The following is a 26,903-nucleotide window of genomic DNA, read 5'->3' as shown; positions in this document are numbered from 1 at the left end:
GGCCTGCGGCACCTGCCGCAGGCGGTGTTCACAGGTAGCCGTAGGCGGTCCAGCCGCCGTCCACGGCCATGATCTGGCCGGTCACGGCGCTCGCTTGATCGGACGCCAGGAAGACGGCCATGCGCGCCACCTCCTCGGTCTCGATCAGCCGGCCCATGGGCGTGCGGGCCCGGAGCCTGTTGAGGTCGAGGCGGCCGCGTTCGGCGAGGTCGTCGAGGAAGGGTGTGCGCACATAGCCGGGGGCGAGGGCATTCACCCGCACGCCCTCGCGCGCCCATTCGCACGACAGCGCCTTGGCCATCATGGCGACGCCGGCCTTGGAGGCGCAGTAGCCGATCCGCTCCGGCGCGGCGACGATGCCGTACATGGAGGCCATGAGCAGCAGCGAGCCGCCACCCTGCGCGATCATCCGCCGGCCGGCTTCCTGCGCGGTGAGGAACACGCCGGTGAGGTTGATGGAGATGACGCGCTCCCACTCCTCCTCGCTCACCGAGAGGGTGGGGGCGTTCTGCGAGACGCCGGCATTGGCGAGGCAGATGTCCACCGGCCCGAACCGCGCCTCGGCCGCATCGAAGGCGGCTACGATGTCGGCTTTGCGCGTCACCGAGCCCTTGACGGCAAGGGTCTCGCCCAGCTCTTCCGCGATGCGCGCGGCGGCGGGATCGAGGTCGAGCAATACGAGGGAGGCGCCCTCCGCCCGGAAGGCCCGCGCCACGGCAAGGCCGATGCCCGAGGCGCCGCCGGTGATGAGGGCGCAGCGGCCCGCCAGCGCGCCGGTCACGAGGCGGCTCCGAGGGAACGCATGCCGAGGAAGTCGGCCATCAGATCGAGCTGGCAGACCAGCATGGGCTTGCCCGGATGGGTGCGGCAGCCCTTGGCCTTCGCCGCCGCAAGGATGGCGGTCTCCTCCGGCTGCATGATGACCTCGGCGACGATCTGGTCGCTCGTCAGCCGCGATGCATCGAGGGGCAGGGCATCGCCCTCTTTCAGTCCCAGCGAGGTGGCATTGGCGACGATATCGTGGCCGGAGGGGTCGGACGTGCCGATCTGAACCGGCGCGCCCGGGAAGGCGTCGGCGAGGCGGGCGGCGAGGTCTTCCGCCTTGGCCCGCGTGCGATTGGCGATGGTGAGGCGGGCAACACCGGCCTCCACGAAAGCGAAGGCGATGGCGTTGGCCGCCCCGCCCGCTCCCGCGAGATAGACGCTCTTGCCCTTGGGATCGATGCCGGCCGCAATCAGCCCGCCGACGAAGCCCTTGCCGTCCAGCATGTCACCGATCAGCCGCCCGTCCTCTTCCCGGCGCACCACGTTGCAGGCGCCGATGCGGCGGGCGCTGTCGGAGACCACGTCCAGAAGGTCCACGATGGCGGTCTTGTGCGGCACCGTGACCACGAAGCCGCCAAGGCTCTTCATGGCTTTGAGGCCGTCCACGAGGCGCGGCAGCTCGTCGGAGGAGACATGGAAGGGCACCATCACGCCGTCGCGGCCCTCGCGCGCCATGAGCGCGTTGAGCATCTGCGGCGTCTTCACGTGATGGATGGGGTCCGCGAGGATGCCGTAGACCTTGGTGAGGCCGGAAATCTCGCGGGATGTCGGGGCGGTCATGGGCAAAGGTCCGGTCTCAGATGCCGAGATAGGCGGTCTTGATGTGCGGGTCGGCGAGCAGGCCCACGCCGGTGTTCTCGATGGCAATGGCGCCGTTCTCGATCACATAGGCGCGGTCGGCGATCTTCAGCGCGTGGAACGCCTTCTGCTCCACGAGGAGAACCGTGGTGCCGCTCTTGCAGATGCGGTCGATGACATCGAACATCTGCCCGACGATGATGGGCGCGAGGCCCAGCGAAGGCTCGTCCAGCATCAGCAGTTTGGGTTTCGCCATCAGCCCGCGGGCGATGGCCACCATCTGCTGCTCGCCGCCGGAGAGGGAGCCGGCAAGCTGGGAGAGGCGTTCGCGGACGCGGGGGAAGATGTCCAGCACCTCCTCGAAACGCTCCATCATCCCGGCGCGGACGCTCGGGTGGTAGCCGCCCATCAGCACGTTGTCGCGCACGGTCATCACCGGGAAGAGCTGGCGCGCCTCCGGCACCATGATGAGGCCGGAGCCGACGATTTCATCCGGGCTCATGCGGTCGATGCGCTTGCCGTCGAACTCGATGGTCCCGGAGGTGGGCTTCACCAGGCCGGAAATGGTGCGCAGCAGGGTCGTCTTGCCGGCGCCGTTGGAGCCGATGATGGTGACGACCTCGCCCCTTCCCACGCGGAGCGACAAGTTCTGGAGGATGACGGTCCGGCCATAGCCGGCGGTCACGTCAGAGACCTTGAGCATGGACGAAATCCTCTCCGAGATAGGCCTCGATCACCCGGCGCTCGCGCACGACGGCTTCCGGCGCGCCCTCGGCGATCACCTTGCCGCTGTCGATGACGACGATGCGGTCCGACAGGCTCATGATGGCCTGCATGTTGTGCTCGATGGCGATGACGGAAACGCCGCTGTCGCGGATGGCGCGCACCAGTTCCACCATCTTCAGCGTGTCGGACTGGCTCTGGCCGGCCATCACCTCGTCGAGGAGGAGGACGGTGGGCTCGGTCGCCAGCGTGCGCGCCACCTCCAGCCGCTTCAGGCCGCCGATGGGCAGGGTGCCGGCTTCCACATCCTTCACGTCATACAGGCCGACGGTGCGCGCCACCCGCAGCGCCACGGCGCGGGCGTCGTCCACTGAACGGTGGCGCAGGAAGGCGCCGATCATGATGTTCTCCAGCACTGTCAGCTTGCCGAACGGCTGGACGATCTGGAACGTGCGGCCGATGCCGAGGCGGGCGAAGGCATCGGGCGTCTTCGGCTGGTGCCATTTGCCGTCTTGTCCCAGGAGTTCCACCGTGCCCGCATTGGGCGCGAGGAAGCCGGAGAGCTGGGCGAAGACGGTGGTCTTGCCCGCGCCGTTGGGGCCGATGACGCCCAGAATTTCGCCGCGCTTGAGGGTGAGGGACACGTTGTCGGTGGCCACCAGCCCGCCGAAGCGCTTCACGAGGTTTGTCGCCTTCAGCACCGGCTCGCCGACCGTGCCGCCGACCAGCTTGACCGCGGGCGCAACCGTCTCCGGGCGGGTCCGTCCGCCGCCCGGCAGTCTGTCGATGAGGCGGGTGACGAAGGGGCCGAAGGTGCCGACGAGGCCGCCGGGCAGGGTGAGCGTGATGATGACCAGCACGGTGCCGTAGACGAAGCCGTGCAGGCCGTTGGCCGAGGCCCCGAGCCAGCCGCGCGCGAGTTCCGCCAGCGGCACCACCAGCACCGTCCCGAGCAGTGGCCCCGCCACCGTCCCGAGGCCGCCAATCAGGGCGAACATGGCGATCTCGATGGCGGTGGCGAGAGAGAACAGCGTCGCCGGCTCCAGGAACGTCATGTACATGGCGTGGAAGGTGCCGACGGTCGCCGTGAGCGCCGCCGAGGCGGCGATGGCCCAGAGCTTGACGCCGTTGATGTTGATGCCTGCCGCCTGGGCCGCACTGTCGCGCTCGCGCACGGCGGTGAGGGAATAGCCGAGCCGCGAGTGGCGGATGGCGTAGCTGACGGCGAGCGACAGCAGCAGCAGGCCGAAGGCGATGTAGAGATAGTTGATCTTCTCGCGGAAGATCATCCACGGCCAGCCGATCTGCAGCGGCACCACCAGACCGGCCGAGCCGCCGGTGAGGCCGTTGAAGTGGATGGCGAGCAGCCGCACCACCTCGAGGAACGCGATGGTGGCGAGCGAGAAGAACGGTCCGCGGAGCCGGAAGCAGGGATAGCCGATCCCGATGGACACCAGCGCCGCCAGCGCCGCGCCGCCGATCATGCCGATCCACGGCGAGAGGCCGAAGCTGTCCAGCAGCAGCGCCGCCGTATAGCCGCCGATGCCGTAGAACACCGTGTGGCCCAGCGAGAGCTGGCCGGCATAGCCGCCGAGGATGTTCCACGCGGTAGCCAGCGCTCCGAACACGCAGATGGTGACGAAGACGTGGATGACGAAGGTCGAGCCGGACCAGGCCGGGATGATGACCAGCAGCGAGAGCGCGAGGAGCGCGCAATAGACTCGCGGATTGGCGAGGCGCGCCAGCAGGGAGGGACCGCCGGAGGACACCGGGGTGGCGGAGGCGGGCGAGGAGTCTTGAAGGCTCATCGGATCACTCCGTGCCGCGGCCGAGGCCGAACAGGCCGGTGGGCTTGAAGATGAGGATGGCGAGGAAGATCGCGAAATAGACGACTTCCTTCAGGTCGGGGGCGATGTAGTAGCCGGAGAGGCTGTCCACGAGGCCGATGATCATGGCGCCGAAGAAGGCGCCATACATGGAGCGCATGCCGCCCAGCACCACCACCACGAAGGCGGTGAGCACGAAGTAGGTGCCGATGGTGGGCGTGACCGGATAGAGCGGCATCACCAGCGCCGAGGCGAGGCCGACGCAGGCGGCACCGATGCCGAAGGCGATGACGTAGATCTGGTCCACCTTCACGCCCATGAGCAGCGCCGCGTTGCGGTTCTGCGCGGTGGCGCGGATGGCGCGGCCGAGGGCGGTGGACTGCATGAAGAGGTGCAGCCCGGCGACCAGCGCCAGCGCGCACACGAACATCACGATCTGTCCCTTCACCAGCGAGAAGCCGCCGACCATGACGGAGCCCTGCGCGGCAGAGGGGGGGATGGAATAGAGGTCCGCGCCGAACACCAGCAGCGCGAGATTAACCAGCGCGGTGGAGAGGCCGACGGTGGCGAAGATCTGGATGTGCTCCTCGGCCCCCAGCAGCGGCTGGATGAGGAAGCGCTGCACCGCCGCGCCGATGGCGAACAGCAGGATCACGATGGGCACCGCGGCGGCATAGGGATGCAGGCCGAACTTCGCGGCCAGCAGATAGGCCGCGTACATGCCCACCATCAGGAACTCGCCGTGGGCGAAGTTCACCACCCGCACGATGCCGAAGATCAGGGTGAGGCCGACGCTGATGATGGCATACATGCTGCCGAGCAATATGCCGTTGAGCACCAGCTGGATAAGAACGTCCATCGCGCTTGGCTCCAGTGCGCAGGTGGGTGAGGCGTGCCGTCGGGGCGCAGGGGGCCGGCGCCGCGCCGGGGCAGGGGCGCGGCTTCGGCCGAGAGCGCAGCGGGCTGCGCCGGTCCGGTGTCAGAGGGCCCCGCCCGGAGCCAGACCGGGCGGGGCAGGGCGGCGCGGGAGGTCGCCGCCTCAGTCGGATGCTCAGTTGGCGCCGATGCCGGTCTTCATCTTGGCGACCGCGGCGTCCGTCGGGAACACGGTGACGAGGTTGCCGCCCTGCCACTGCATCAGGAAGGGCACGGCGCGGGTGTTCTGGCCCTGCTCGGAGAACTTGGCACCCCAGCCGGTCGAGGTCTGGCCGACGGGGATGTCCACCGCGAGGACGGCGGCGCGCACCTTGTCGGCGTCCGTGCTCTTGGCGCTGGCGATGGCGTCGAAGAACACCTTGGCGCCCATGTAGTTGGCGAGCGAGTGGCCCGAGCGCGGCTCGATGCCGTACTTGGCCTTGTACTTCGCCGCGAACTCGGTGATGCCCGGCGCCGCCTTGGGGTTGGTGTTGTACTGGGTGAAATCGACGTCGAGGGCGCCTTCCATGTTCTCCGCGCCCACCGCCTGCATGGTGTCGCGGGTGGAATAGCCGCCGCCGGCGCCCATCACCGCCTTGGGCTTGTAGCCCTGGTCCTTCATCTGGCGAAAGAACAGCACGGTGTCGTTCTGGTAGGAGGTCTGCAGCACCACGTCGGCGCCCGAGGACTTCAGGCGCAGGATGACGGGGGTGAGGTCCACCGACTTCGCCGAATAGGGCAGCACCTCAACCACGTTGAGGCCCTTCTCCTTGGCGCGGGCCTTCTGATAGCCGGAGACGGTCTGCCCGTAGAGGCTGTCCTCGTGGATGATGCCGATCTTGAGGTCGCCGGGCTTGGCGTTGAGCGCCGGGGCGATGGCCTCGATGATCGAATCGACCATGCGGTTGGCGAAGTCGCGCGCCGTGGCGTTGGTGCGGAAGACGTACTTGAAGCCGCGCTCGGTGATGGGATCGGAGATCGCGCCCAGCTCGAAATAGGGGATGTTGGCGAGCTCGGTCACCTGCGTCGCCGCCAGCGACAGGGATGAAGAATAGGTGCCGAAGATGGCCGAGACCTTGTCCACCGAGGTGAGGCGCCGCGCTTCGCCGACCGCCTGGTTGGGATCGACCGCGTCGCCCTTGATGAACTCGATCTTCTGGCCGTTGAGGCCGCCGGCCGCGTTGCGCTCCTCCACCGCCAGCTCGAAGCCGCGGAAGCTTTCATCGCCGAGCAGCGCGAGGGTGCCGGAAAAGGGATAGAGGGCGCCGAACTTCACGGTGCCCTGTGCCGCTGCGGGCAGGGTCGTGGCCATCGGCACGGCAGCAAGCATGGCGGCGGCGAGCGCCGCCCGCGCAAACAACTTCATGATTTCCTCCCTCCGCCGACCCCGGTTCGGGCCGGGCGATTCAAACCGTTGCTCGGGCACGGTTTTCGTGCCCTTCGGCTGCGGTCCGGCGTGGCGGCCGGCCCGTCTGGCGAGGCGGATAATGCAGATAACCAAGTTGCCTGACAAGTACGACCTATGTATTTTCCTCGCCGACCAGAACGCGCCGTGATGAGGGCGCCGCCGGGACCGGGCGCGGCCGAAAAGGCCGCCGCCGACAGGTGCCGGAAAGCCTCGCAGAAGGCGCAAGGGAGGAAGCCGGTGGCAGAGATTTCCAAGACCATGCGACAGGTCCGCTTTGCGGGCGCGGGCGGTCCCGAGGTGGTGACGGTCGAGACGGCGGATGTGCCGCGTCCCGGCCCGGGGCAGGTGCTGGTGGAAGTGGTGGCGGCGGGCGTGAATCGCCCCGACTGCCTCCAGCGTGCCGGCAACTATCCCCCGCCTCCCGGTGCCACCGACGTGCCCGGCCTCGAGATCGCCGGCCGCGTGGTCGCGCTGGGCGAGGGCGTCACCTCCCCGAAGATCGGCGACGAGATCTGCGCCCTCGTGATTTCGGGCGGCTATGCCGAATACTGCATCGCCGAGGCGCCCCTGTGCCTGCCGATCCCCAAGCCGCTGTCCCTGCTGGAAGCGGCCGGACTGCCGGAGAACTATTACACCGTCTACGACAACGTCTTCACCCGCGGCGGGCTGAAGGCGGGCGAGACCATCCTCATCCATGGCGGATCGAGCGGCATCGGCTCCACCGCCATCCAGCTTGCCCATCATGCCGGCGCGCGGGTCATCGCCACGGCGGGCTCGAAGGAGAAGTGCGACTTCTGCCTGTCGCTGGGCGCCGACGCGGCCATCAATTATCGCGAGGGCGATTTCGTCACCGAGGTGAAGGCGCTCACCGACGGCAAGGGCGTCGAGGAAATCCTCGACATGGTGGGCGGCCCCTACGTGGCGCGCAACCTTCAGGCCCTCGCCGTGGAAGGCCGCCTCGTGCAGATCGCCTTCCTCCAGCCGAGCGAGGTCACTATCGACCTCATGCCTGTCATGCTGAAGCGCCTGACCTTCACCGGCTCCACGCTCCGCGCCCGCCCGGTGGCGCTGAAGAAGGCCATCGCCGATCTGCTCATGCGCGATGTGTGGCCGCTGCTCGACGCCGGCAAGGTGAAGCCCTTCATCCACGCCACCTTCCCGCTGGAGCAGGCGCAGGAAGCCCATGCGCTGATGGAATCGAGCGCCCATCTCGGCAAGATCATGCTGGAGACCGGCCGGTGAGCGCGCGCGTCGCTTTCGTCACGGGCGCTGGTCGCGGCATCGGCCGCGCCCAGGCGGATGCCCTCGCCGATGCGGGCCTCGCCATTGCCTATGTGGACCATGACGCGGCCCTCGCCAACGAGGCCGCCGAGGCCGCGATCGCGCGCGGCGCCGCCGCCATCGGCCTTGCCGCGGACGTCTCCGACTATGCCGCCGTGGAGGCCGCCGCGCAGGCGGCTGCGGCGGCGCTCGGGCCGGTGGAGGTGCTGGTGAACAATGCCGGCATCTCGCCCAAGAGCGGGGCGGACGGCCGCCGCTCGGAAGCCTGGGCGATGCCGCCGGAGGAATGGCGGCGGGTGATCGACGTGAATCTCACCGGCGCCTTCAACTGCGTGCGGGCGCTCTCGCCGGGCATGAAGGCGCAGGGCAGGGGCCGCATCGTCAACATCGCCTCGGTGGCGGGGCGCACCTATTGCGACATCGTGGGCGTCCACTATGCCGCCTCCAAGGCCGCGCTCATCGGCTTCACCAAGCATCTGGCGGGCGAGCTCGGCCCCTATGGCATCACGGTGAACGCCATCGCCCCCGGCCGCATCGACACGCCGATGATGCGCGGCACCGCCTCCACCGCCAACGAGGCGGTGCGCCTCTCCACCCCGCTGCGCCGTCTCGGCCAGCCGGAGGAGGTGGCGGCGACCTGCGTGTTCCTCACCTCCGACGCCTCGGCCTTCGTCACCGGACAGGTGGTGGACGTGGCCGGCGGCTGGCTGATGACCTGAGGCGCATGATGATCGACTTCACCGGCAAGACCCTGCTGATGACCGGCGCCAACGGCGGCATTTCCCGCGCCATCGCTCGGGTGTTCTTCGACCTCGGCGCCAATTGCGTGCTCACCGATCTCGACCTTGAGGGCGTCTCCGCCTTCGCGGCGGAGCTGGACCCCTCCGGCACCCGCGTGCTCCCGCTGCGGCAGGATGCGGCGAAGCCGGAGGAGGCGGACGCGGCGCTGAAAGCGCTGGCGGATCGATTCGGCGCGCTGGACGTGCTCGTCACCTCCGCCGGGCTCTATCGCGAGCGGCGGGTCGCGGAGATGAGCGACGACTATTGGCGCACCGGCATCGCGGTGAATCTGGACGGGGTGTTCTACACCTGCCGCGCCGCCATCCCCCATTTCGCGGAGGGCGCGTCCATCGTGAACGTCGCCTCCATGGCTGGTCACAAAGGCAGCGTCGGCCATGCGGACTATGCGGCGGCCAAGGGCGCGGTGCTGAATTTCTCGCGCACGCTGGCCCAGGAACTCGCGCCCAAGGTGCGGGTGAATGCGGTGTCGCCCGGCCTCATCGACACGCCCATGGTGCGCCCGCTGATGGCGGCGAACGGCGGGGCGCTCCTCGCCAATACGCCGCTGAAGCGCCTGGGGACGGCGGAGGAGGTGGCGGGTGTCGTCGCCTTCCTCGCGTCCGACTGGGCGAGCTTCGTCACCGGCGAGACAGTGCACGTGAATGGTGGTCTCTATATTGCGAGCTGAGCCGAGGGGCGCCGCACCAGCAGCGGCGCCCCACCCACACGGCCGGTGGAGGTGAGGACATAAGGATGGCGGACCCCCGCGAAACGCCCCGCGCGACGCCCCGCGATATGCCGCGCGACATTCTCGGCCGCGCGCCCTCGCTCGCCGACACGCTCGCTCAGCGCTTGCGCGAGGAGATCGCCTCCGGCCGTCTCCAGCCGGGCGAGAAGCTGCCCACCGAGCACCAGATGTCGGAAACCTACGGCGTCAGCCGCCCCATCGTCCGCGAGGCGGTGGGCCGGCTGAAACATGATGGGCTCGTCACCAGCCGGCAGGGGGCGGGGGCTTTCGTTGCCGATCCCGGCGCCGCCTCCTCCTTCCGGCTGGAAATCGCCGATCTCAGCGACCGCGCGGAGATGAGCGCCATCGTGGAACTGCTCATGGCCGTGGAAGCCAATGCCACCGCCCATGCTGCCGTGCGCCGCTCCGCGGACGATCTCGGCCGGATCCACGACCAGCTCGAGGCCATGCAGGCGGCGGTGTTTCGCGGCGAGCCGGGGGTGGACGAGGACATGGCCTTCCACCGCGCCATCGTGGAGGCCACCGGCAATCCCTATTTCCGCGACCTCTCCCAGTTCCTCGACCACCGGGTGCGCCATTTCATCCGTACCGCCCGCGCGAACACCGCCCGCCTCGGCGGCCTCGCGCAGGCGGTGCAGGACGAGCATGTGGCCATCTTCACCGCCATCGAGCGGCAGGATGCCGATGCCGCCCGCGCCGCAGCCGAAGAGCACCTGCGCAACGCCGCCACCCGCCTCGCGCTCTATCTGAAGCCGTGAGCCTGTCCCGGAACGGGACGGGGGTGCGCGCACGCTGGGGACGCAGCAGGAACGGGGCGTGACCGAATCAGGCGGCGGCTGGTTTTCGGGGTTCGTTCGCAAAACGCTGCGCTTGCCGGCGCTGCGCGCCGTTCTACCGTCCCGAAATGGGACAGCGGCTCGGCCAGCCGTGCACGCAGCGGGAACGGGGCATGACCGAATCAGTCGGCGGCCGGGTTTCGGGGTTTGTTCTGTATCGCTCCGCGTCGCGCCCGGCCTCGCCGCCGTCGTCTTCCCGGGGAGATATTAGACCGTCGCACCCTACCTCACGGCGGTCATGCCCGGGTTGTCCCGGGCGTCCACGTGGAGCGGCTGGGGACTATCATTCGATCAATGCGCTTTCGGCCCGACGTGGATGGCCGGGACAAGCCCGGCCATGACGGAGGGATAGCGGCTGGCGCGCAATCCTCTGTCCAGAAATGGCACATTGGTTCGGGCACCCCGCGCACGCAGCGCGAACGGGCCGTGACCGAATCAGTCCGCGCCCGACTTTCCGGATTTGTTCGCTATCGGCCGCCGACCGCCCGGAACCCCGCCTCCCCGGCATCGGCATCGAACAGATAGTCGAAGGCGTTCAGCGCCCGCACGGTGGTGTTGACGAAGGGGGGCCGGTCGCCGCGTCCGACCAGCACGACGCGCTCCGGCGTCACCGGATTGCTCCGGTCGCCCACGGTGAAGCTGTAGGCCGGGGCCGGCTGGCCCGCGCCCGGCGATACGGCGAGGCTGGCGCCGTCCGCCACCACGCGCCCGCCGCGCAGGCCGGGCACGGCAAGGCCATCCGTCTGGGCCGGCGGAAGGGTCAGGTACATGATGGACACGCCGGTATCGAGCAACAGCGTGCCGCAGGCGGCAGGGGTCTGGCCATTGAGGGCGAGGCAGGTGGGGATGGGCCCCCAGTCGCCCGTGGCGGGGTCGCTGGCGAGCTTCACCTTCTGGAAGGCCGCGCCGGTGTCCTTCGCCAGCCCCACCTGCACGCCGCGCCGTGTCACCACATAGCCGCGCTTGAAATCGGCCGTCCCCATGCCGGCCACGTTCAGGAAGGGGTTGCGCCCCGGCCCCGCGCCCGGCTGGCGGTCCTTGGCGCGGGCGAAGCCGATGCCGAGCATGGAGACCCGGCGGGGCGCATCCATGGGGCGGCAGTTGCGGGCGTTGCGCAGGCAATCGATGCGCGTCACCGCCAGCACCGGAATGGGCTGGGTGGTGATGCTGGTGCCGTCTGCTCCGGCCACCGTCACCGGCACCATCACGTTCACCCCGCGCATGATGCGGCCGGAGGAGGTGTAGGTGAGTTCTCCCGGCCCCAGCGGCGTCAACTGGTCGAAGCCGGGGATGGCGCTTGCCGAGACCACCACGCCGGTGGAGCCGGTATCCATGATCGCCCGGCGCGCCGGCCCGCCGTTGATGGACATGGAGAGCGTCGGCGGCCGGAGGATGGGCGCGCCGTCGGCGGGCGCGTTGAGATAGGGCAGAACGGCCGGCTGCTGCGCGAAGGCGGGCGTGGCGAGGAGGGAGAGGAGAAGGAGCGTGGGAGCGCGCATGGGCTTTTCCTCAGCTTGTGCAGTGATTGTTGCGGCTTGGCCGGAGGCGGTCGCTTGCGTGCGATTTTCCTCACCCTAATCTCGGTGCGGACTTACCGGGAGAGAAAACATGCGCCACGAGATTTCCGGAACGACGCTGCCCGTGCTCACGCTCACGCTGGCTGCGGGCGAGACCGTGCTGGCCGAGACGGACCGCCTCTCCTGGATGACCTCCAACGTCGCCATGCGCACCACCACGGCCACCGGTGGCTCAACCGGCTTCTTCGGTGCCATCGGCCGCGCGCTGGGCGGCGGCGGGCTGTTCATGACCGAGTTCACGGCCGAGGGCGGGGAGGCGCTGGTGGCCTTTGCGGCCACCATTCCCGGCAGCATCTTCGAGATGCAGGTGGCGCCGGGGCGCGGCTATCTCGTGCACCGCCACGGCTTCCTCGCGGGCGCGCCGACGCTCTCCATCGGCGTCGGCGTGCAGCAGACGCTGGGGGCCGGCGTGTTCGGCGGCGACGGCTTCATCCTCCAGCACCTCACCGGCGAGGGCTCGGCCTTCATCGAGCTGGGCGGCGAGATCGTCAGCTACACCCTGCAGCCGGGGCAGGATCTGCTGGTGCATCCGGGGCATGTGGGGATGTTCGAGGACAGCGTCTCCTTCGAGATCACCACCGTGCGGGGCGTAAAGAACATGCTGTTTGGCGGCGACGGCCTTTTCCTCGCCCGCCTCGCCGGGCCCGGCACGGTGTGGCTCCAGTCGCTCACCCCGTCCAAGCTCGCCCACGCGCTCCAGCCCTATCTGCCGGCTGGCGAACGGCGATAGCTTCGGGGCGCCAGCTGCGATCGGGGCGTCGGCCCCCGTCAGGCGACCGTGGCCAGTTCCTCGGCGATGAAGTCCACGAGGCGCGCGCCGCCTTCGGCGGGCGTGCCCACATTGTCGATGGTGAGGTCGGGCGCCACGTCCAGCTCCGGCGCGCGGGCGAGGCGTTCGGCGATGTCGTCGGCGCTCTCGCGGCCGCGCATGGCGAGGCGCGCGGCGCGCACCGGCACCGGCGCCGTCACATGCACCACCCGCACCCGCGCGAAGCGGCGGCGCGCTTCCGGCAAGGTGGCGCGGGAGCCGTTGGCCACCACGACGCCGCCCTTCGCGATTACCTCCGCCACCTCCGGCCCGAGCGCATAGGAAAGCCCGTGCGCGCGCCAGGAGAGGGGAAAGCGCCCCTCGCCCAGCAGCGCGTCGAACTCGGCTTCCGACAGCGTGCCGTGCGCCTCCCCCGTGCCCGAGGGCCGGGTGACGAGGCGGCGGGCGAACAGCACGTGCGGATTGCTCGCAAAATGCGCGCGGGCGATGTCGATGAGCGTGTCCTTGCCGGCGCCCGAGGGGCCGACCACGAGGAGCAGGGTGCCGTGGCCGAACTTGTCGCCGTCCCTTGCGCCGGCCGCATCTTTCGTCATGCCACGCGCCGTCCTTCCCGCCACACGCCCTTGACCACCGGCATCTCGCCGGCCAGCGCCACCCGCACGACGTCGGCGCGACGGCCAATGGCGATCTCGCCGCGATCGGCAAGGCCCGCCACCTCGGCCGGGGTCTTCGTCACCATCCGCACCGCCTCGGGCAGGGCGATGGACGGCACCCGGCGGGTGAGGTCGAAGGCCGCCCAGAGGAGAGACGAGGGCACGTAGTCCGACGAGAGGATATCGAGCCGTCCGCCGCGCGCCAGCGATTCCGCCGAGACGTTGCCGGTGTGGGAGCCGCCGCGGACCAGGTTGGGCGCGCCCATCAGCACGCGGATGCCGGCCTCGTGGGAGAGGCGCGCGGCCTCCTCGGTGGTGGGGAATTCGGCGATGGCGACGCCATCCCCGATGGCCTCGGCCACATGCTCGGGCGTGCCGTCGTCATGGCTCGCCACCACGCAGCCATGTGCGTGGGCGAGGGCCACCAGCCCGGCCCGGTTCTCGCGGGCGTAGCGCGCGTGGAAATCGAGCCGCGAGGTGACGATCACGTCCATCTCCTCGGCGCTGATGCCGCTCTTCTTCATGTAATAGGAGCGGAACTGGTCGATGGTCGCAAACTGCCGCTGGCCCGGCGTGTGGTCCATGAGCGAGATCAGGTGCACGGGCGTCTTTTTCAGGATCGCCTCGGCGTCTTCCACCACCGTGTCGGTGGGGATTTCGCAGCGAAGGTGGATGAAATGCTCGGCGCGCAGCGCATCGGCGGCGCGGGCCGCCTCCAGGGCGGCGATCAGGAGCGGGGCATCCCCGTCCATGCCGACCGCCTTCTTGTCCGGCCACACGCGCAGGGAATCAAACACGGTCGTGATGCCCGAGGCGGCGATCTGCGCATCATGGGCGAGCATGGCCGCGAGGGGGTTCCAGCGCACCTTGGGGCGGGGCGCGAGATGGCCCTCCACATGGTCCGTGTGCAGCTCCACCAAGCCTGGGAGCAGATAGTCGCCCCCCACGTCCTCCGCACCCGCCGGAACGGTGCCGGTGCCGATGGCGGTGATGGTGCCGTCCGTCACCGTGACGTGGCCTGAAACGATCTCGTCGGCGAGGACGAGACGGGCGTTGGCGAAAACCTGTTCGGTCATTGGCGGGGCTCCGGTATCAGGCTTCGAAACGGGTGACATCCACCACCCGGTCGGCGACGGCCTCGCGGGTCTCGGCGTCGTGGAAGATGCCCAGCAGGCCGGTGCCCGCCGCCTTCTTCTCTCGGATGAGATCGATGACCACCTGCCGGTTGGCGGCGTCGAGCGAGGCGGTGGGCTCGTCCAGCAGCAGCAGCGGCTGGGAGCCGATGAAGCCGCGCGCCACGTTCACGCGCTGCTGCTCGCCGCCGGAGAAGGTGGCGGGCGGCAGAGACCACAGGCGCTCGGGCAGGTTGAGCCGGGCGAGGAGCGTGCCGGCGCGGGTCTTCGCGGTCTCTTCGTCCACGCCTTCCGCGCGCAGCGGAGCGGCCACCACGTCGAGGGTGGAGACGCGCGGGATCACGCGCAGGAACTGGCTGACATAGCCGACGCGGTTGCGTCGCAGGGCCAGCATCTGCCGCGGCTCGGCCCCCGCCACTTCGGCGAAGGTGTCGCCATCGGCGATGCGCACGGAGCCGGCATCGATGCGGTAATTGCCATAGACCATCTTGAGGATGGAGCTTTTCCCCGCCCCCGACGGCCCGCCCAGCGCCACGCATTCCCCGGCGTGGACCGCGAAGGTGACGCCGGAGACCACGGGAAGGGTGAGTCCACCGCGCAGGTGCAGGATGAAGCTCTTGGCGAGGTTTTCGACGGCGAGGAGGAGGCCATGCGTGTCCCGGCCAAGCGACGGCGCAGCCGGAGCGCCGAGCCGGGACCCAGCGCAGGACTCCTGCGCAGCAGGCAAAGCTTGAGCGGTGGTTGGCATGGAAGCGCCTTCGGCGGAATGTTGCGCTGGATCCCGGCTCGCGTTCCGCGCCGTTTCCGGCGCTGCACTTGGCCGGGACACGAGATTCTCGATCATCATGCCGCAAGCACCGAGGAGACGAGGAGCTGGGTGTAGGGCTCGCGCGGGTCGTCGAGCACCTGGTCGGTGAGGCCCTGTTCGATCACGCGGCCGGACTTCATCACCATGATGCGGTGGGACAGCAGCCGCGCCACCGCGAGGTCATGGGTGACGATGACCACCGCGAGACCGAATTCCTCCACCAGTTGCCGGATGAGATCGAGAAGGCGCGCCTGTACCGACACGTCGAGGCCCGAGGTCGGCTCGTCCATGAAGACGAGGCGGGGCCGGGTCACGAGGTTGCGGGCGATCTGCAGGCGCTGGCGCATGCCGCCGGAGAAGGTGCGCGGGTCGTCGTCGATGCGCTCGGCGGCGATCTCCACGCGGGCGAGCCAGTCGGTGGCCTCGCTGCGGATGTTTCCATAATGGCGCCAGCCCACGGCCATCAGCCGCTCGCCCACGTTTCCACCGGCCGAGACCGCCATGCGCAGGCCCTGCTCGGCATGCTGGCGCACGAAGCCCCAGTCGGTGCGCAGCAGCAGCCGGCGTTCCGCTTCCGAAAGGGTCGCGAGATCGCGGGTGGCGCCGTCCCGCATGCGGTAGGTAACGCTGCCGGCGGAGGGCGCCAGCTCGGTGGAGAGGAGGCCGAGCAACGTGGACTTGCCGGAGCCCGACTCGCCCACGATGGCCAGCACCTCGCCCTCGTGCAGGGTCAGGTCCACGTCGCGGCAGCCGAGGCGGGCGCCGTAATACTTGGCGAGGCCCCGGGCGGTGAGGAGGGGGGTGTCAGTCATGGGCGGTCTCCCCATAAGGCGCGCTCATGGTGCCCGTGTGCCCGTCCGCCTGGCGGGTGGCGCAATGGTCCGTGTCGGAGCAGACGAACATGCGCCCGCCCTTGTCGTCGAGGATCACCTCGTCGAGATAGACACCCTTGGCGCCGCACAAAGCGCAAGGCTCCTTGAAGGCCTGCACCTTGAAGGGGTGGTCCTCGAAATCCAGCGACACCACCTGCGTGTGGGGCGGGATGGCATAGATGCGCTTCTCGCGTCCGGCGCCGAACAATTGCAGCGCGGGGCTGTCGTTCATCTTGGGATTGTCGAACTTCGGGATGGGGGAGGGGTCCATCACGTAGCGGCCCTCCACCTTCACCGGATAGGCATAGGTGGTGGCGATGTGGCCGTGGCGGGCGATGTCCTCGTAGAGCTTCACCTGCATCAGGCCGTAATCGGCGAGGCCGTGCAGGCGGCGCGTCTCCGTCTCGCGTGGTTCGAGGAAGCGCAGCGGCTCGGGAATGGGCACCTGGAAGACGATGGTCTGCCCCGCCTTCAGCTCCGCCTCCGGGATGCGGTGGCGGGTCTGGATGATGGTGGCATCCTGCGTACGCGTGGTGGTGGCGACGCCGGCCGTGGTCTCGAAGAAGGTGCGGATGGCCACCGCATTGGTGGTGTCGTCCGAGCCCTGGTCGATCACCTTCAGCACGTCGTTTGCGCCGAGGATGGCCGCCGTCACCTGCACCCCGCCGGTGCCCCAGCCGTAGGGCATGGGCATCTCGCGCGAGGCGAAAGGCACCTGATAGCCGGGAATGGCGATGGCCTTCAGGATGGCCCGGCGGATCATCCTTTTCGTCTGCTCGTCGAGATAGGCGAAATTGTAGGTGATGGCCGGCATGGACGAGGCGGCCGTCGTGACGGCAGTCATTCGGCGGCCTCCTTCATGTCCTCGGCACCGGGATCGGTCTCGGCCTCGGCGCGCATCCGGCGGATGAGGTCGAGTTCGGCCTGGAAGTCCACGTAATGCGGCAGCTTCAGATGCTCCACGAAGCCTGTGGCCTGCACGTTGTCGCAATGGGAGAGGACGAATTCCTCGTCCTGCGCCGGGGCGCTCTTCTCCTCGCCCAGCTCCTTGAAGCGCAGCGCGCGATCCACCAGCGCCATGGACATGGCCTTGCGCTCGGACTGGCCGAACACGAGGCCGTAGCCGCGGGTGAACTGGGGCGGCTCGGTGGCCGAGCCCTTGAACTGGTTCACGCTCTGGCACTCGGTGACGGCGATGTCGCCGAGGGGCACGGCAAAGCCCAGTTCCTCCACATGGAGGCTCACCTCGACCGTGCCGAAGCGGATTTCGCCCACGAAGGGATGGGTGCGGGCATAGCCGCGCTGGGTGGAATAGCCGAGCGCCAGCAGGAAGCCCTCGTCGCCCCGCGCCAGCGCCTGCAACCGCAGCGGCCGGTCGGCGGGGAAGGAGAGGGGCTCGCGGGTGAGGTCGCGCGGCGGCGTGCCGTCATCGGCCGGCGAGGGCTCGATCAGCCCTTCGCCGCCGAGGAGGTCGGTGACGCGGGGCATTGTTGCCTCTCCCCTCTCCCCTTGCGGGAGAAGGGGCGGGGGTGAGGGGTGTGATCCATCCGTGGGAACAGCGCCCAACTCCCGATGCTCCTCCCCCTCACCCCTGCCCTCTTCCGCGAGGGGAGAGGGGGCGGGCTGGTGCGTTTCGTTCGCATCGCTCGCCCGCGTCGCCAGCCGCTCGTCCATCAGGCGGTGGGTATAGTCGAAGGTTGGGCCAAGCACCTGCCCGCCGGGCAGGTCTTTGAAGGTGGCGGAGATGCGCCGTTCGATGCGCATGGCGCCCGTATCCACCGGCACCGAGGCGCCGAAGCGGGGCAAGGTGGTGCGGAAGGCGCGGGCGAGGAAGATGGCCTCGATCAAATCGCCCCGCGCCTGCTTGATGGCGAGCGCCGCCAGCTCCCGGTCATAGAGCGAGCCCTCGGCCATCACCCGGTCGACGGCGAGGGACAGCTGGCCGGCGATCTGGTCGAGCCCGATCTCCGGCACGCTCTCCTCGCCCCGGCGGCGCTTGGCGAGCAGCGCGTGGGCATTGCGGATGGCGGCCTCGCCGCCTTTCACGGCCACGTACATGGATCAGTCCTCCATCACGGGCGTCACCGAGCGCGGCAGGCCCATCACGGACCCAAGTCCGTCGGGCCCTTGCGCGGTGAGGATGAGGTCGATGCCGAGCGGGTAGAGCGCCCGGTTGGCGGCGAGCCGCGCGGGCAGGTCGGCGGGCAGAGGCGCGGCGGAAAAGCTGCGCCGGCCCTTGATGCCGGGGCCTTCGAGGGTGATTGCGCCGGCGCCCAGTTCCGCCACTTGCACGATCAGCGTGGCCGAGCGGTCCGGATAGTCCGGCTCGCCCTGCGCGAAGACGCCGAAGTCGGGCAAAGCGGCCGCGTCGGCGATGAGCGCGAAGCGCGCGGCTGCGGGATCGTCCACCACCGGCGCGCCGGTGTGGAAGCGCAGGAAGGCGGCCACCGCCGGCACGGCGGAGAGCGCCGCGTCGAGGAACACCGGCGTCTCGTAATCCAGCAGCGCGAGGGCGCAGGCGGCGGCCTCGCGGGAGAGCGGCGCGGGCGGATCGAGGTCGCTCGCCAGCGGCACGGGCAGGCCCGGCTCGGCCATGGCGCGCATCACCGCGGCAAAGCTGCGCTGGGCGTCGTGGACCGGATCGGCGAAGCCGGCAGAGAGGGGGGCAGCGAGGGCGGGGGCGGCCATCAGTCCTCTCCCCGCGCCATGGTGAAGAAATTGACCTTGGTGGCCTCGGTCTCCGCCGCCGCCACGGCCGCTTCCACCGCGAGGCGCCGCCGCACGGGGGTGAGCGCGTCGGTGACCGCGAGGCGCAGCGCCTCGTCCTGCCACAAGGCATCGAGGATGGCGGCGGCCTCCGCCTTCGCGGGATCGCGGCCGAGCAGATAGGAGACGCCGGTGGCGCCGCCCGCGAGCTGTACGGCGGCGCGGGTCACTGTCGCTTCGCCGAGGTTGAAGGGGGCACCGTCGCCGCCCGTGCGGCCCTGCACCATGATGAGGCCGGCCTCCGCCGGGCGAAGTCTCTTGAGCTGGGGCAGGGGCTGGAAGCGCTCCACGGCGGCCTGAAGCTCGGCGCGGGTGGCGCGGGCGTAGAGACCCATCATCACCTCCCGCGCGGCCTGCTCCGCAGCGGGATCGGAAACGGCGGCGATTTGCGGCTCGATGCCGGGTGGATCGGACCTCACGGGCAGCCTCCAGATGTCCTGCACCCCTGGCGCAAACGGGCGAGCGCTGCCGCGGGGCCTTGCTGGACATGATTTGTATAATAGTCTATACAAATGTGCAAGACGGTATCTGCGCCCTCGGTGCTATCCTTGGGCGAATGGGGAGGCAGGAATGTCTGGTGCGCCGCGCAGTCTCGCCGCCGAGGGTCACAGCCCGATGACGGATGACGACACCGGCGCGGCGCCAGCCGGTTCCGTCGCGCGCGGCAGCGGCGTCACCCTCTGGCGGCAGATCGCCGAGAAGCTGGAGGCCGACATCCTCGCGGGCGCGCTCGCGCCGGGCGCGCGCCTGCCGGTGGAGGCGGAGCTTGCCGAGCGCTTCGGCGTCAATCGCCACACCTTGCGCCGCGCGCTCTCCCATCTCTCCGAGGCCGGCCTGATCGAGGCGACCGCGGGCCGGGGCACCTTCGTGAAGGAGCAGCCGCTGCGCTATCCCATCGGCCCGCGCACCCGCTTCTCCGAGATCGTGGCGGCGGGCGGGCGCGAGCCGTCCGGCCGGTTCCGCGGCTCCACAGTGGAGGCGGCGGACGCGGACGTGGCGCGCGAGCTGCAGCTTGCCATCGGCACGCCGGTGCTGCGCATCGAGACCACCCATGAGGCGGACGGCGTGCCCATCTCCTGTGGCTCGGCCTGGTTTCCCGCCGCCCGCTGCCGCGACCTCGACCTCATCTATGCCGCCACCGGATCGCTGACGCGGGCGCTCGCAACGCTCGGCATCGAAGATTTCCGCCGGCGCGAGACGCGCATCACCGCCCGACCCGCCAATCCGCGCGAGATGGATATTCTCTCCCTCGCCCCCGGCCGCGCCGTGATGGTGCTGGAACGGCTCGATGTGGAGGCGAACGGCAAGCCCCTGCAATGGGGCCGCTCTTCCTTCGCCGCCGACCGGGTGCAGCTGGTTTTCAAGCCCTAGGTGCTTGCGTCAGCCCAATCGTTTGCGCGAGAAATAGGTATCCTAAGGAGGTTCTGCCCCATGGCCGTCGTCGCCGATGAAGCCGCCCTGCGCCGTCTTTATGGCTCTGCCGCGGGGCGCAGCGTCGCCAAGCAGCTGGACCGGCTGGACCGCCATTGCCGGCACTTCATCTCGCTGAGTCCGTTCGTGCTCATCGCCACGGCCGATGCCACGGGCGCCGCCGATGTCTCGCCGCGCGGCGATGTGCCGGGCTTCGTCGCGGCACGCGAGCGGGAGCTGCTCATTCCCGACCGTCCCGGCAACAACCGGCTGGATTCCCTCACCAACATCCTCGCCACCGGGCAGGTGGGCCTGCTCTTCCTCATCCCCGGCGTCGACGAGACCCTGCGAGTGAACGGCAACGCCTTCATCCATGACGACGTGGAGCTGACGCGCCTGTTCACCGTCGGTGGCAAGGCGCCGCGCACGGTGCTGCGGGTGGAGGTGAGGGAGGCCTACCTGCACTGCGCCAAGGCCTTCATGCGCTCGCGCCTGTGGGACCTCGAGGCGCAGGTGGAGCGCACCCAGCTGCCCACCATGGGCGAAATGCTGCGCGACCAGATCGCCGGCAAGGATGCCGCCTCCGCCTTCGCAACCGACGCGCCGGAGAGCCAGGCCGAGATGGTCGCGCGCTATCGGGAGATTCTGTACTGAGGTGCGTTCACCCGATGCGGGATTTGCCGATGATGGCGAAGCGCAGGCGGGAGGAGATGAAGTCGATCACCGCTACCATGATGAGCATCATCAGGATGAGGAACGACACCTTCTGCCATTCCAGCACGCGGATCTGCTCGGCGAGGTGCAGGCCGAGGCCGCCCGCGCCGACGATGCCGACGATGGTGGACTGGCGGGCGTTCGACTCGAAGTAATAGAGCAGCTGGCTCGCCAGCACCGGCAGCACCTGCGGCAGCATGCCGAAGCGCACCGCCTCCACGGGCGAGCCGCCGGTGGAGACGACGCCCTCCACGGGCTTCCGGTCCAGGGCCTCCACCGCTTCGGAGAACAATTTGCCCAGTTCGGCGAAGCTTGCGGTGGCGATGGCGAGGATGCCGGCGAACGGGCCGAGGCCCACCACCGTCACATAGATCAGCGCCCAGATCAGCCGATCAACGCCGCGCACGGTATCGAGCACGCGGCGGACAGTGAAATGGGCGAAGATATTGGGGATGACGTTCTTCGCGGCGAGGAAGCCGAAGGGAAAGGCGATGATGGCGCCACCCAGCGTGCCGAGAAAGGCGATGGCCAGCGTCTCGCCCAGAGCGTGCATGTAGAGCGGAAGCTGGGTGCCCGGATCGGGCGGCATCATCAGCGTGAGGAAGTGCGCGAGCTGCGCAATGCCCGTGCCGAGCCGGTCGAAATTGAAGCCCAGCTGCCAGAAGCCGAAGGCCGCCACCGCCAGCGCCGCCGCGATCGCCCCGAGCGTGCGCATCCGCGCGCCGGGCGAGGGGGCGAGCGCACCGGGGTGGTCGGCGGCGAGGCGCGCCCGCGCCGCGTGGGTGAGGGTGATGCGCGCCCGGCTCATCGCTGCCCTTCCCAGCCGAGCAGGCGGTGGCGCACCTGCTCCGTGAGGAGATCGATGATCATCACGGTCGCGATGATGAGGAGGAGGATGGCGGAAACGTCCGAATAGTAGAACTTGCGGATCGCCTCCACGAGATCCTGCCCGATGCCGCCGGCGCCGACGAAGCCCATGATGGAGGCCTCGCGCACGTTGATCTCGAAGCGCAGCAGGCCGTAGGAGGCGAAATTGGAGAGCACCTGCGGCACCACGGCGAAGCGCACGGTGGTCAGCCAGGAGGCGCCGGAGGCGGTGGCGCCCTCCACCGGCTTCATGTCGATGTTCTCCACCACCTCGGCATAGAGCTTGCCGAGCGCGCCCATGGTGTGGATGGCGAGCGCCAGCACGCCCGGCATGGGGCCGAGGCCGAAGGCGATCACGAACAGCAGCGCAAACACCAGCTCCGGCACCGTGCGGCAGAATTCCAGGAAGCGGCGCGCCCCGAGGCGGATCCACGGGCTCTTCACCAGATTGGCGCTGGCGAGGAAGCAGAGGCAGAAACCGCCCACCGCCCCGATGAGCGTGCCGAGGTAGGCGATCAGGATCGTATCCAGCAGCAGCTTCAGCCAGTGGTCGAGGTTCCAGTACCACTCGGCGAGATCGGTGCCGAGGGTGTCCCAGTGGAGGACCGGCGTGATGCTCCAGAAATAGTTGGGCAGCCGGTCGGCATGGGCAAGGAACACCGCCGGCTTCACCTCGCCCATCCAGGCGGCGAGGACGATGCACACGGCGATCACCGCGAACACGATGAGCGTATGGCGCTGCCGCGCCCGGACCGCCGCATCGTAATGCGCGATCAGGGGGGCGATCTGCTCGTCGGGCAGCCGGGTGATGGCGTGGGACAACGGAGCCTCTGCCTGTTTCTCCTCTCCCCTTGCGGGAGAGGGGCCGGGGTGAGGGGGCGTGCGTTTGGGCGCTGGAGCTCCGTCCGTGCCTCAGGAGCCGCCGTCATGGCCGGGCTTGTCCCGGAAGTCGGCTGTTGCCGACTTCCGTCTCGGAGAACGGAACCCGCAAACATGCGGGTTCCGGCCATCAACGTCCCGCGGCCGGGAAGCCACCGCGGAACATCGCGCATGCGGCACGACGTGGATGCCCGGGACAAGCCCGGGCATGACGCTTGTTCTACCAAGGAGCGCTTTGCTCAGCTCTTCTTCTTGCGCAGCTCGTCCACGAACTTGTTCAGTTCGATGATCTGCACGTAGGCCTCGTTGTCGATGGGCTGCCAGGGCTGCTGCTTGCCTTCATAGATCTTGTCGAAGGCGGCCTTGTCGTTCTGCTGGATCGAGAAGAAGGCGTCGCGGATCTTCGCCTTCAGGTCGGACGGCAGGTCCGAGAGATAGGCGTAGGGCGAGTTCACGATCAGGTCGGACTTGTAGATGATGCGGAAGTCGTCGTACTTCGCCATCCCCTTGCGCTCCATGCGCCGGAGATTGGACTCGTTCTCGTCGTTCCACCAGTTGAAGGCGGCGTCGCAGGTGCCCTGCTGCACGCCGATCACCGCGTTCTCGTGCGAGCCCGCATAGACCACCTTGCCGAAGAAGTCGTCGGGCTTGAGGCCCATCTTGTTCAGGGCGAAGCGCGGCACGTTGTTGCCGGAGGTGGAGTTGGGATCAACGAGGCAGAGGTTCTTGCCCTTCAGGTCCTCGATGGACTTGTAGGGGCTGTCGGCCTTCACGTAGAGCACCGAGTGATAGCCCTTGGTGCCGTCGGCATTCACCTCGATGGCGAAGGCATCGATCTTGGCGCCGGTCATCAGCGCACGGGCGAAGGAGGAGGGTCCGTAATAGGCCATGTGGATGTTGCCGGCGCGCTGGCCCTCGATCACCGCGGCATAGTCGTTGGCGACGCGCAGCGTCACCTTGGTGCCGAGCTGCTTGGTGAGATAGTCCATGAGCGGCTGGTAGCGATCGGTGACGCCGCTGCCGTTCTCCGCCGGGATCACGGCGAACACCAGCTCGGGATACTTCGCCTTCCAGTCCTGCGCGGCGGCGGCGCCGGCGGACATCACGAGCGCGGCGGCGGCCGCGATCAGGCTACGACGGTTCAGCATGTCTCGTGCTCCTGTCGGACGAAATCGAACGTGAACAAGCGGAATTGGCCGGCCCGCCGGAACGGGTCGGCGCGGGGAGGCGCGCGCTCAGGCGAGGGCGGCCGCTTCGGGGATGCCGTCTTCGGCGGTGACGGGACGCCGCGCAGGCGTATCCATCACCTCGCCGGCCTCGAGGCCGTAGAGATCGTGCGCCACGTCCTCGGTGAGCGCCGCCGGGGCGCCGTCGAACACCACGCGGCCCTGCGCCATGCCCACGAGGCGGTCGCAATAGGTGCGGGCGAGATCGAGGGAGTGCAGGTTGCACAGCACGGTGATGCCGAAGTGCTTGTTGATGCGCAAAAGCGCATCCATCACGATCCTGGTGTTGCGCGGATCGAGCGAGGCGATGGGCTCGTCGGCGAGGATCAGCGCCGGCTCCTGCGCCAGCGCGCGGGCGATGGCCACGCGCTGCTGCTGGCCACCGGACAGGCTGTCGGCGCGCTGCGCGGCAAGGGAGGCGATATCGAACTGGTCGAGGGCGGAGAGGGCGATGGCCCGGTCGTCCGCGCTCCAGCTCTTGGTGAGGGCGCGCCAGGCGGGCACGGTGGCGAGGCGGCCCATCAGCACGTTGGTCAGCACATCCAGGCGGCCGACCAGATTGAACTGTTGGAAGATCATCGCCGCCTCGGCGCGCCATTGGCGCAGCGCGCGGCCCTTGAGGGCGGTCACGTCCCGCCCCTCGAACGAGATGCGGCCGGCGGAGGGGTTCTGCAGGCGGTTCACCATGCGCAGCAGGGTGGACTTGCCGGCGCCGGAGCGGCCGATGACGCCCACGAAGGCGCCCTGGCCGATCTGAAGGTTCACGTTGGACACGGCCTCCTTGTCGCCGAAGCGTCGGGTGAGGCCCTCGATCACCAGCATCCGGAGGCTCCCAGAGCACGCGTCGGCCAGCTTGCAGGGCAAGCCGGCCGGGCAGCGCGGTCCTGATCCACTGGCCAGCGAGGATCGCACGGCTCAGGCCGCATCGATCGCTCACCAGCGCGTCGAAGCCATCGATAGCGCTGCTCCGCAACACCCGTATGACGATGGGCGGATCATGGCCGAGGCGCACGCCGCGTGCCTCGCCCAAGCTGTCTGGGTCAGGCTGGCGGGGGCGCGCGGTTCCTGCGCGGGGCGGCATGTGACGCGCGGTTTATGACGGCCCGCGTCGGAGCGGCGCGCGGGATGTCAACGGCCTGTCATGAACGGGGGGCAGAAGGGGCGGAGGTATCCAGAGATGCGACTGCCCGTATCTCAGGCCCCTGAAACGAGCGGCGCCGGGGAGGTTGGCTCCCCGGCGCCCTCGATCGACCGGACCCCGGTTGTTTCTATTGTCGGGTCCCCGAGGGCGGTGTCGGGTCTTGGTCCTCAGACCAGACCGAGCAGCACAGCGCCAACGAAGCCGAAGGCCGCGCACGTCTCGATCACGGTGAGGAGATGGCCGAATGTCACCTTGTGCCTCGCAGGGTCGATCTCAATAGAACCTTAACAAACTCTCAGACTGCGAAAAGAGGTAAGTTGTGCTGCATTGCCGCTGCAAAGTGTTGCAGCGCATGACTTTCCGCGGTCCTCAGGTCCTCAAGTCGAGCCCCCTTCTACGCTTTCCCTTCCGCTGCGGCGCACGGTACGCAGCGGTGGAATACTGCATTTCAGGCGGTAATGGCGGCTTCCACGAGGTTGGCGACGGCCAGAGCCTGCCGGTCGCGGCCGAAGCGCCCCACCACTTGCACGCCAACGGGCATGCCATTGGCGGCGGAAAGGCCCGCCACGTTGATCGCCGGACAGCCCATCAGCGTCCACAGCCGGTTGAAGATGGCCGAGCCGGTGGTGGCGAATCCCTCCGGCGCGGGGCCGGGAGCGGAGAAGGTGAGGAGCGCGTCCACCTCCGCGAACACGTCGCCCAGCGCGTGGCGGGCGCGTTTCGCGGTGCGGCGGGCACCGTCATAAAGGTCCGGCGGAATGGCCCGGGCGGCCTCCAGATGGCCGCGCAGCAGGGGCGAGAGCCGGTCGCCGTCATAGTCCAGCTCATCGCCCAGGGAAAGCGCGGCCTCGAAATCCTGCACCGTGCCGTGGATGGCGTCGGCCGCCTCCAGCGCCTCGGGCAGCTCCAGATCGAAGATGCGGGCGCCCCTCGCCTCGGCGGCGCGGGCGGCGGCCTCCAGCGCGGCGTGGGCGTCCGGCGAGGCGGCGCTGGCGCGGGCGGTGCGCACGATGGCGATGCGGGGCGCGACGGCGGTCTCATCGCCGATGTCGAGGCCACGCCCGGCAATGGCGTCCGCCGCGAAGGCCACGTCGCGCACCCGCGCGCCGAACAGGCCGATGGTGTCGAGGTGCCAGGAGAAGGTCTTCATGCCCAGCGTCGGCAGCAGGCGGAAGGTGGGCTTGTAGCCGGTGACGCCGCAGAAGGCGGCCGGGCGGATCACCGAGCCGCCGGTCTGGGTGCCGAGCGCCAGCGGCAGCATCCCCGCCGCCACCGCCGCCGCCGATCCCGCCGAGGAGCCGCCCGGCGAGAAGGTGAGGCGGCGCGGGTTGCGGGTGCGCGTCGGCTGGAGGAAGGCGAATTCGGTGGTCTCGGTCTTGCCCACGATGAGGCCCCCGGCCCGGCGCGTCATGGCCACCACGGGCGCGTCGGTGCGCGGACGGTAGCCCTCGTAGATGGAGCTGCCGTAGGTGGTGGGCATGTCCCGCGTGTCGAGGATGTCCTTCACCCCCACCGGCAGGCCGGCGAGCGGCGTCGCGGCAAGGCCCGGCGCGCGGGCGGCGGCGCGGGCCTGATCGAGGGCGAGGGTGACGAAGGCGCCGACCTCGCCTTCGCGGGCGGCGATGGCCTCCGCCACTTGTTCCAGCACGGCTTCCGGCGTGGTGCGGCCGGAACGGATGGCGTGGGCGAGATCACGGGCGGACAGGGGGGACGGCAGGCTCATGCGCTCACTCTGCGGCATCGAAGGGCCGCCACCATGCGCAAGGCGGGCGGCGGAGGCAATGGTGGGGCAAAAGAGAACCGCCCTCGTGCTCCGGACGCATGCAGCGCAGCGGAATGCGAGCCGGAGCCCAGCGCAAGAGGCCGCCGAAGGCGCTTCTTTAACCCACCGCCCTCGGGTCTCGCCCCGCTGCGCGGGGACTCTTGTGCTGGATCCCGGCTCTCCTTC

The 26,903-nt window shown here is 69.3% G+C and carries 27 protein-coding genes; 7 read left to right on the top strand and 20 right to left on the bottom strand.

What is annotated here, in order from left to right; genetic code table 11:
* Positions 1-28: 28 nt before the first annotated feature.
* The 6 genes from ACT535_RS15065 to ACT535_RS15040 form a co-directional block, all read right to left on the bottom strand.
* Positions 29-781 (bottom strand): SDR family NAD(P)-dependent oxidoreductase, encoded by a 753-nt coding sequence (locus ACT535_RS15065; protein ID WP_476365026.1) that lies wholly within the window; start codon positions 779-781, stop codon positions 29-31.
* A complete protein-coding gene (locus ACT535_RS15060; protein ID WP_476365025.1) occupies positions 778-1,605 on the bottom strand; it encodes a shikimate dehydrogenase family protein in 828 nt (275 codons plus the stop codon). Before ACT535_RS15060 ends, ACT535_RS15065 begins: the two co-directional genes overlap by 4 nt.
* A 16-nt stretch (positions 1,606-1,621) precedes the next feature.
* Positions 1,622-2,326, bottom strand: coding sequence for an ABC transporter ATP-binding protein (locus tag ACT535_RS15055; protein ID WP_476365024.1), 705 nt, complete (start codon positions 2,324-2,326; stop codon positions 1,622-1,624).
* Complete coding sequence (locus tag ACT535_RS15050) at positions 2,310-4,154, bottom strand: branched-chain amino acid ABC transporter ATP-binding protein/permease (RefSeq protein WP_476365023.1); 1,845 nt, start codon at positions 4,152-4,154, stop codon at positions 2,310-2,312. The genes ACT535_RS15055 and ACT535_RS15050 overlap by 17 nt, the downstream gene beginning before the upstream one ends.
* A 4-nt stretch (positions 4,155-4,158) precedes the next feature.
* Positions 4,159-5,031: a branched-chain amino acid ABC transporter permease gene (locus ACT535_RS15045; RefSeq protein ID WP_168459148.1), complete on the bottom strand. Its 873-nt coding sequence runs from the start codon at positions 5,029-5,031 to the stop codon at positions 4,159-4,161.
* A 192-nt stretch (positions 5,032-5,223) separates the two neighbouring features.
* Positions 5,224-6,453, bottom strand: coding sequence for an ABC transporter substrate-binding protein (locus ACT535_RS15040; protein WP_168459147.1), 1,230 nt, complete (start codon positions 6,451-6,453; stop codon positions 5,224-5,226).
* A gap of 300 nt (positions 6,454-6,753) precedes the next feature.
* On the opposite strand from ACT535_RS15040, the gene ACT535_RS15035 reads away from it, so the two are divergent.
* The 4 genes from ACT535_RS15035 to ACT535_RS15020 all read left to right on the top strand — a co-directional run bounded on the left by ACT535_RS15035 (position 6,754) and on the right by ACT535_RS15020 (position 10,062).
* A complete protein-coding gene (locus ACT535_RS15035) occupies positions 6,754-7,737 on the top strand; it encodes an NAD(P)H-quinone oxidoreductase (RefSeq protein ID WP_476365102.1) in 984 nt (327 codons plus the stop codon).
* Positions 7,734-8,495, top strand: coding sequence for an SDR family oxidoreductase (locus tag ACT535_RS15030; RefSeq protein WP_476365022.1), 762 nt, complete (start codon positions 7,734-7,736; stop codon positions 8,493-8,495). Before ACT535_RS15035 ends, ACT535_RS15030 begins: the two co-directional genes overlap by 4 nt.
* A 5-nt stretch (positions 8,496-8,500) precedes the next feature.
* A complete protein-coding gene (locus ACT535_RS15025; protein ID WP_476365021.1) occupies positions 8,501-9,244 on the top strand; it encodes an SDR family NAD(P)-dependent oxidoreductase in 744 nt (247 codons plus the stop codon).
* 65 nt (positions 9,245-9,309) lie between these two features.
* Positions 9,310-10,062, top strand: a complete 753-nt coding sequence (locus ACT535_RS15020; RefSeq protein WP_476365020.1) for a FadR/GntR family transcriptional regulator — start codon at positions 9,310-9,312, stop codon at positions 10,060-10,062.
* A 545-nt stretch (positions 10,063-10,607) separates the two neighbouring features.
* Here the strand turns inward: ACT535_RS15020 and ACT535_RS15015 are convergent.
* Positions 10,608-11,639: a hypothetical protein gene (locus ACT535_RS15015; protein WP_476365019.1), complete on the bottom strand. Its 1,032-nt coding sequence runs from the start codon at positions 11,637-11,639 to the stop codon at positions 10,608-10,610.
* A 109-nt stretch (positions 11,640-11,748) separates the two neighbouring features.
* Between ACT535_RS15015 and ACT535_RS15010 the strand changes: the two genes are divergently transcribed.
* A complete protein-coding gene (locus tag ACT535_RS15010; protein ID WP_476365018.1) occupies positions 11,749-12,447 on the top strand; it encodes a TIGR00266 family protein in 699 nt (232 codons plus the stop codon).
* A 38-nt stretch (positions 12,448-12,485) separates the two neighbouring features.
* On the opposite strand, the gene phnN is transcribed toward ACT535_RS15010, so the two are convergent.
* The 8 genes from phnN to phnG form a co-directional block, all read right to left on the bottom strand.
* A complete protein-coding gene (phnN, locus tag ACT535_RS15005; protein WP_476365017.1) occupies positions 12,486-13,079 on the bottom strand; it encodes a phosphonate metabolism protein/1,5-bisphosphokinase (PRPP-forming) PhnN in 594 nt (197 codons plus the stop codon).
* Positions 13,076-14,215: an alpha-D-ribose 1-methylphosphonate 5-triphosphate diphosphatase gene (locus ACT535_RS15000; RefSeq protein WP_476365016.1), complete on the bottom strand. Its 1,140-nt coding sequence runs from the start codon at positions 14,213-14,215 to the stop codon at positions 13,076-13,078. Before ACT535_RS15000 ends, phnN begins: the two co-directional genes overlap by 4 nt.
* Before the next feature lie 16 nt (positions 14,216-14,231).
* Complete coding sequence (gene phnL / locus ACT535_RS14995) at positions 14,232-15,020, bottom strand: phosphonate C-P lyase system protein PhnL (protein WP_476365015.1); 789 nt, start codon at positions 15,018-15,020, stop codon at positions 14,232-14,234.
* Positions 15,021-15,115: 95 nt separating this feature from the next.
* Positions 15,116-15,892 (bottom strand): phosphonate C-P lyase system protein PhnK, encoded by a 777-nt coding sequence (phnK, locus tag ACT535_RS14990; protein ID WP_168459139.1) that lies wholly within the window; start codon positions 15,890-15,892, stop codon positions 15,116-15,118.
* Positions 15,885-16,766 carry an alpha-D-ribose 1-methylphosphonate 5-phosphate C-P-lyase PhnJ gene (locus ACT535_RS14985; protein ID WP_476365101.1) on the bottom strand — a complete coding sequence of 294 codons (882 nt, stop codon included), beginning with the start codon at positions 16,764-16,766 and terminating at the stop codon, positions 15,885-15,887. The genes phnK and ACT535_RS14985 overlap by 8 nt, the downstream gene beginning before the upstream one ends.
* 26 nt (positions 16,767-16,792) lie before the next feature.
* The gene (locus tag ACT535_RS14980) at positions 16,793-18,010 is read right to left on the bottom strand and encodes a carbon-phosphorus lyase complex subunit (protein ID WP_476365014.1); all 1,218 of its coding nucleotides are present in this window, start codon (positions 18,008-18,010) and stop codon (positions 16,793-16,795) included.
* A 3-nt stretch (positions 18,011-18,013) separates the two neighbouring features.
* Complete coding sequence (gene phnH, locus ACT535_RS14975) at positions 18,014-18,640, bottom strand: phosphonate C-P lyase system protein PhnH (RefSeq protein ID WP_476365013.1); 627 nt, start codon at positions 18,638-18,640, stop codon at positions 18,014-18,016.
* Complete coding sequence (gene phnG, locus ACT535_RS14970; RefSeq protein WP_476328353.1) at positions 18,640-19,137, bottom strand: phosphonate C-P lyase system protein PhnG; 498 nt, start codon at positions 19,135-19,137, stop codon at positions 18,640-18,642. Before phnG ends, phnH begins: the two co-directional genes overlap by 1 nt.
* 151 nt (positions 19,138-19,288) lie before the next feature.
* Here phnG and phnF point away from each other — a divergent pair, with 151 nt between their 5' ends.
* Together phnF and ACT535_RS14960 are read left to right on the top strand one after the other, a co-directional pair.
* Positions 19,289-20,089, top strand: coding sequence for a phosphonate metabolism transcriptional regulator PhnF (gene phnF / locus ACT535_RS14965; RefSeq protein ID WP_476365012.1), 801 nt, complete (start codon positions 19,289-19,291; stop codon positions 20,087-20,089).
* Between the two features lie 60 nt (positions 20,090-20,149).
* Positions 20,150-20,782, top strand: a complete 633-nt coding sequence (locus tag ACT535_RS14960; protein ID WP_476365011.1) for an MSMEG_1061 family FMN-dependent PPOX-type flavoprotein — start codon at positions 20,150-20,152, stop codon at positions 20,780-20,782.
* Between the two features lie 7 nt (positions 20,783-20,789).
* Here ACT535_RS14960 and phnE (ACT535_RS14955) read toward each other — a convergent pair whose 3' ends face one another.
* The 5 genes from phnE (ACT535_RS14955) to ACT535_RS14935 form a co-directional block, all read right to left on the bottom strand.
* Positions 20,790-21,650, bottom strand: a complete 861-nt coding sequence (gene phnE / locus ACT535_RS14955) for a phosphonate ABC transporter, permease protein PhnE (RefSeq protein WP_476365010.1) — start codon at positions 21,648-21,650, stop codon at positions 20,790-20,792.
* A complete protein-coding gene (gene phnE, locus ACT535_RS14950; protein ID WP_476365009.1) occupies positions 21,647-22,531 on the bottom strand; it encodes a phosphonate ABC transporter, permease protein PhnE in 885 nt (294 codons plus the stop codon). Before phnE (ACT535_RS14950) ends, phnE (ACT535_RS14955) begins: the two co-directional genes overlap by 4 nt.
* A 296-nt stretch (positions 22,532-22,827) precedes the next feature.
* Positions 22,828-23,736 (bottom strand): phosphonate ABC transporter substrate-binding protein, encoded by a 909-nt coding sequence (gene phnD / locus ACT535_RS14945; protein ID WP_476365008.1) that lies wholly within the window; start codon positions 23,734-23,736, stop codon positions 22,828-22,830.
* A gap of 87 nt (positions 23,737-23,823) precedes the next feature.
* Complete coding sequence (phnC, locus tag ACT535_RS14940; protein WP_476365007.1) at positions 23,824-24,636, bottom strand: phosphonate ABC transporter ATP-binding protein; 813 nt, start codon at positions 24,634-24,636, stop codon at positions 23,824-23,826.
* Between the two features lie 767 nt (positions 24,637-25,403).
* The gene (locus ACT535_RS14935; RefSeq protein WP_476365006.1) at positions 25,404-26,678 is read right to left on the bottom strand and encodes an amidase; all 1,275 of its coding nucleotides are present in this window, start codon (positions 26,676-26,678) and stop codon (positions 25,404-25,406) included.
* Between the last annotated feature and the right edge of the window lie 225 nt (positions 26,679-26,903).

It is taken from the genome of Xanthobacter sp. DMC12 (genome assembly GCF_056314105.1).
This window is presented reverse-complemented; position numbering and strand designations above follow the sequence as displayed.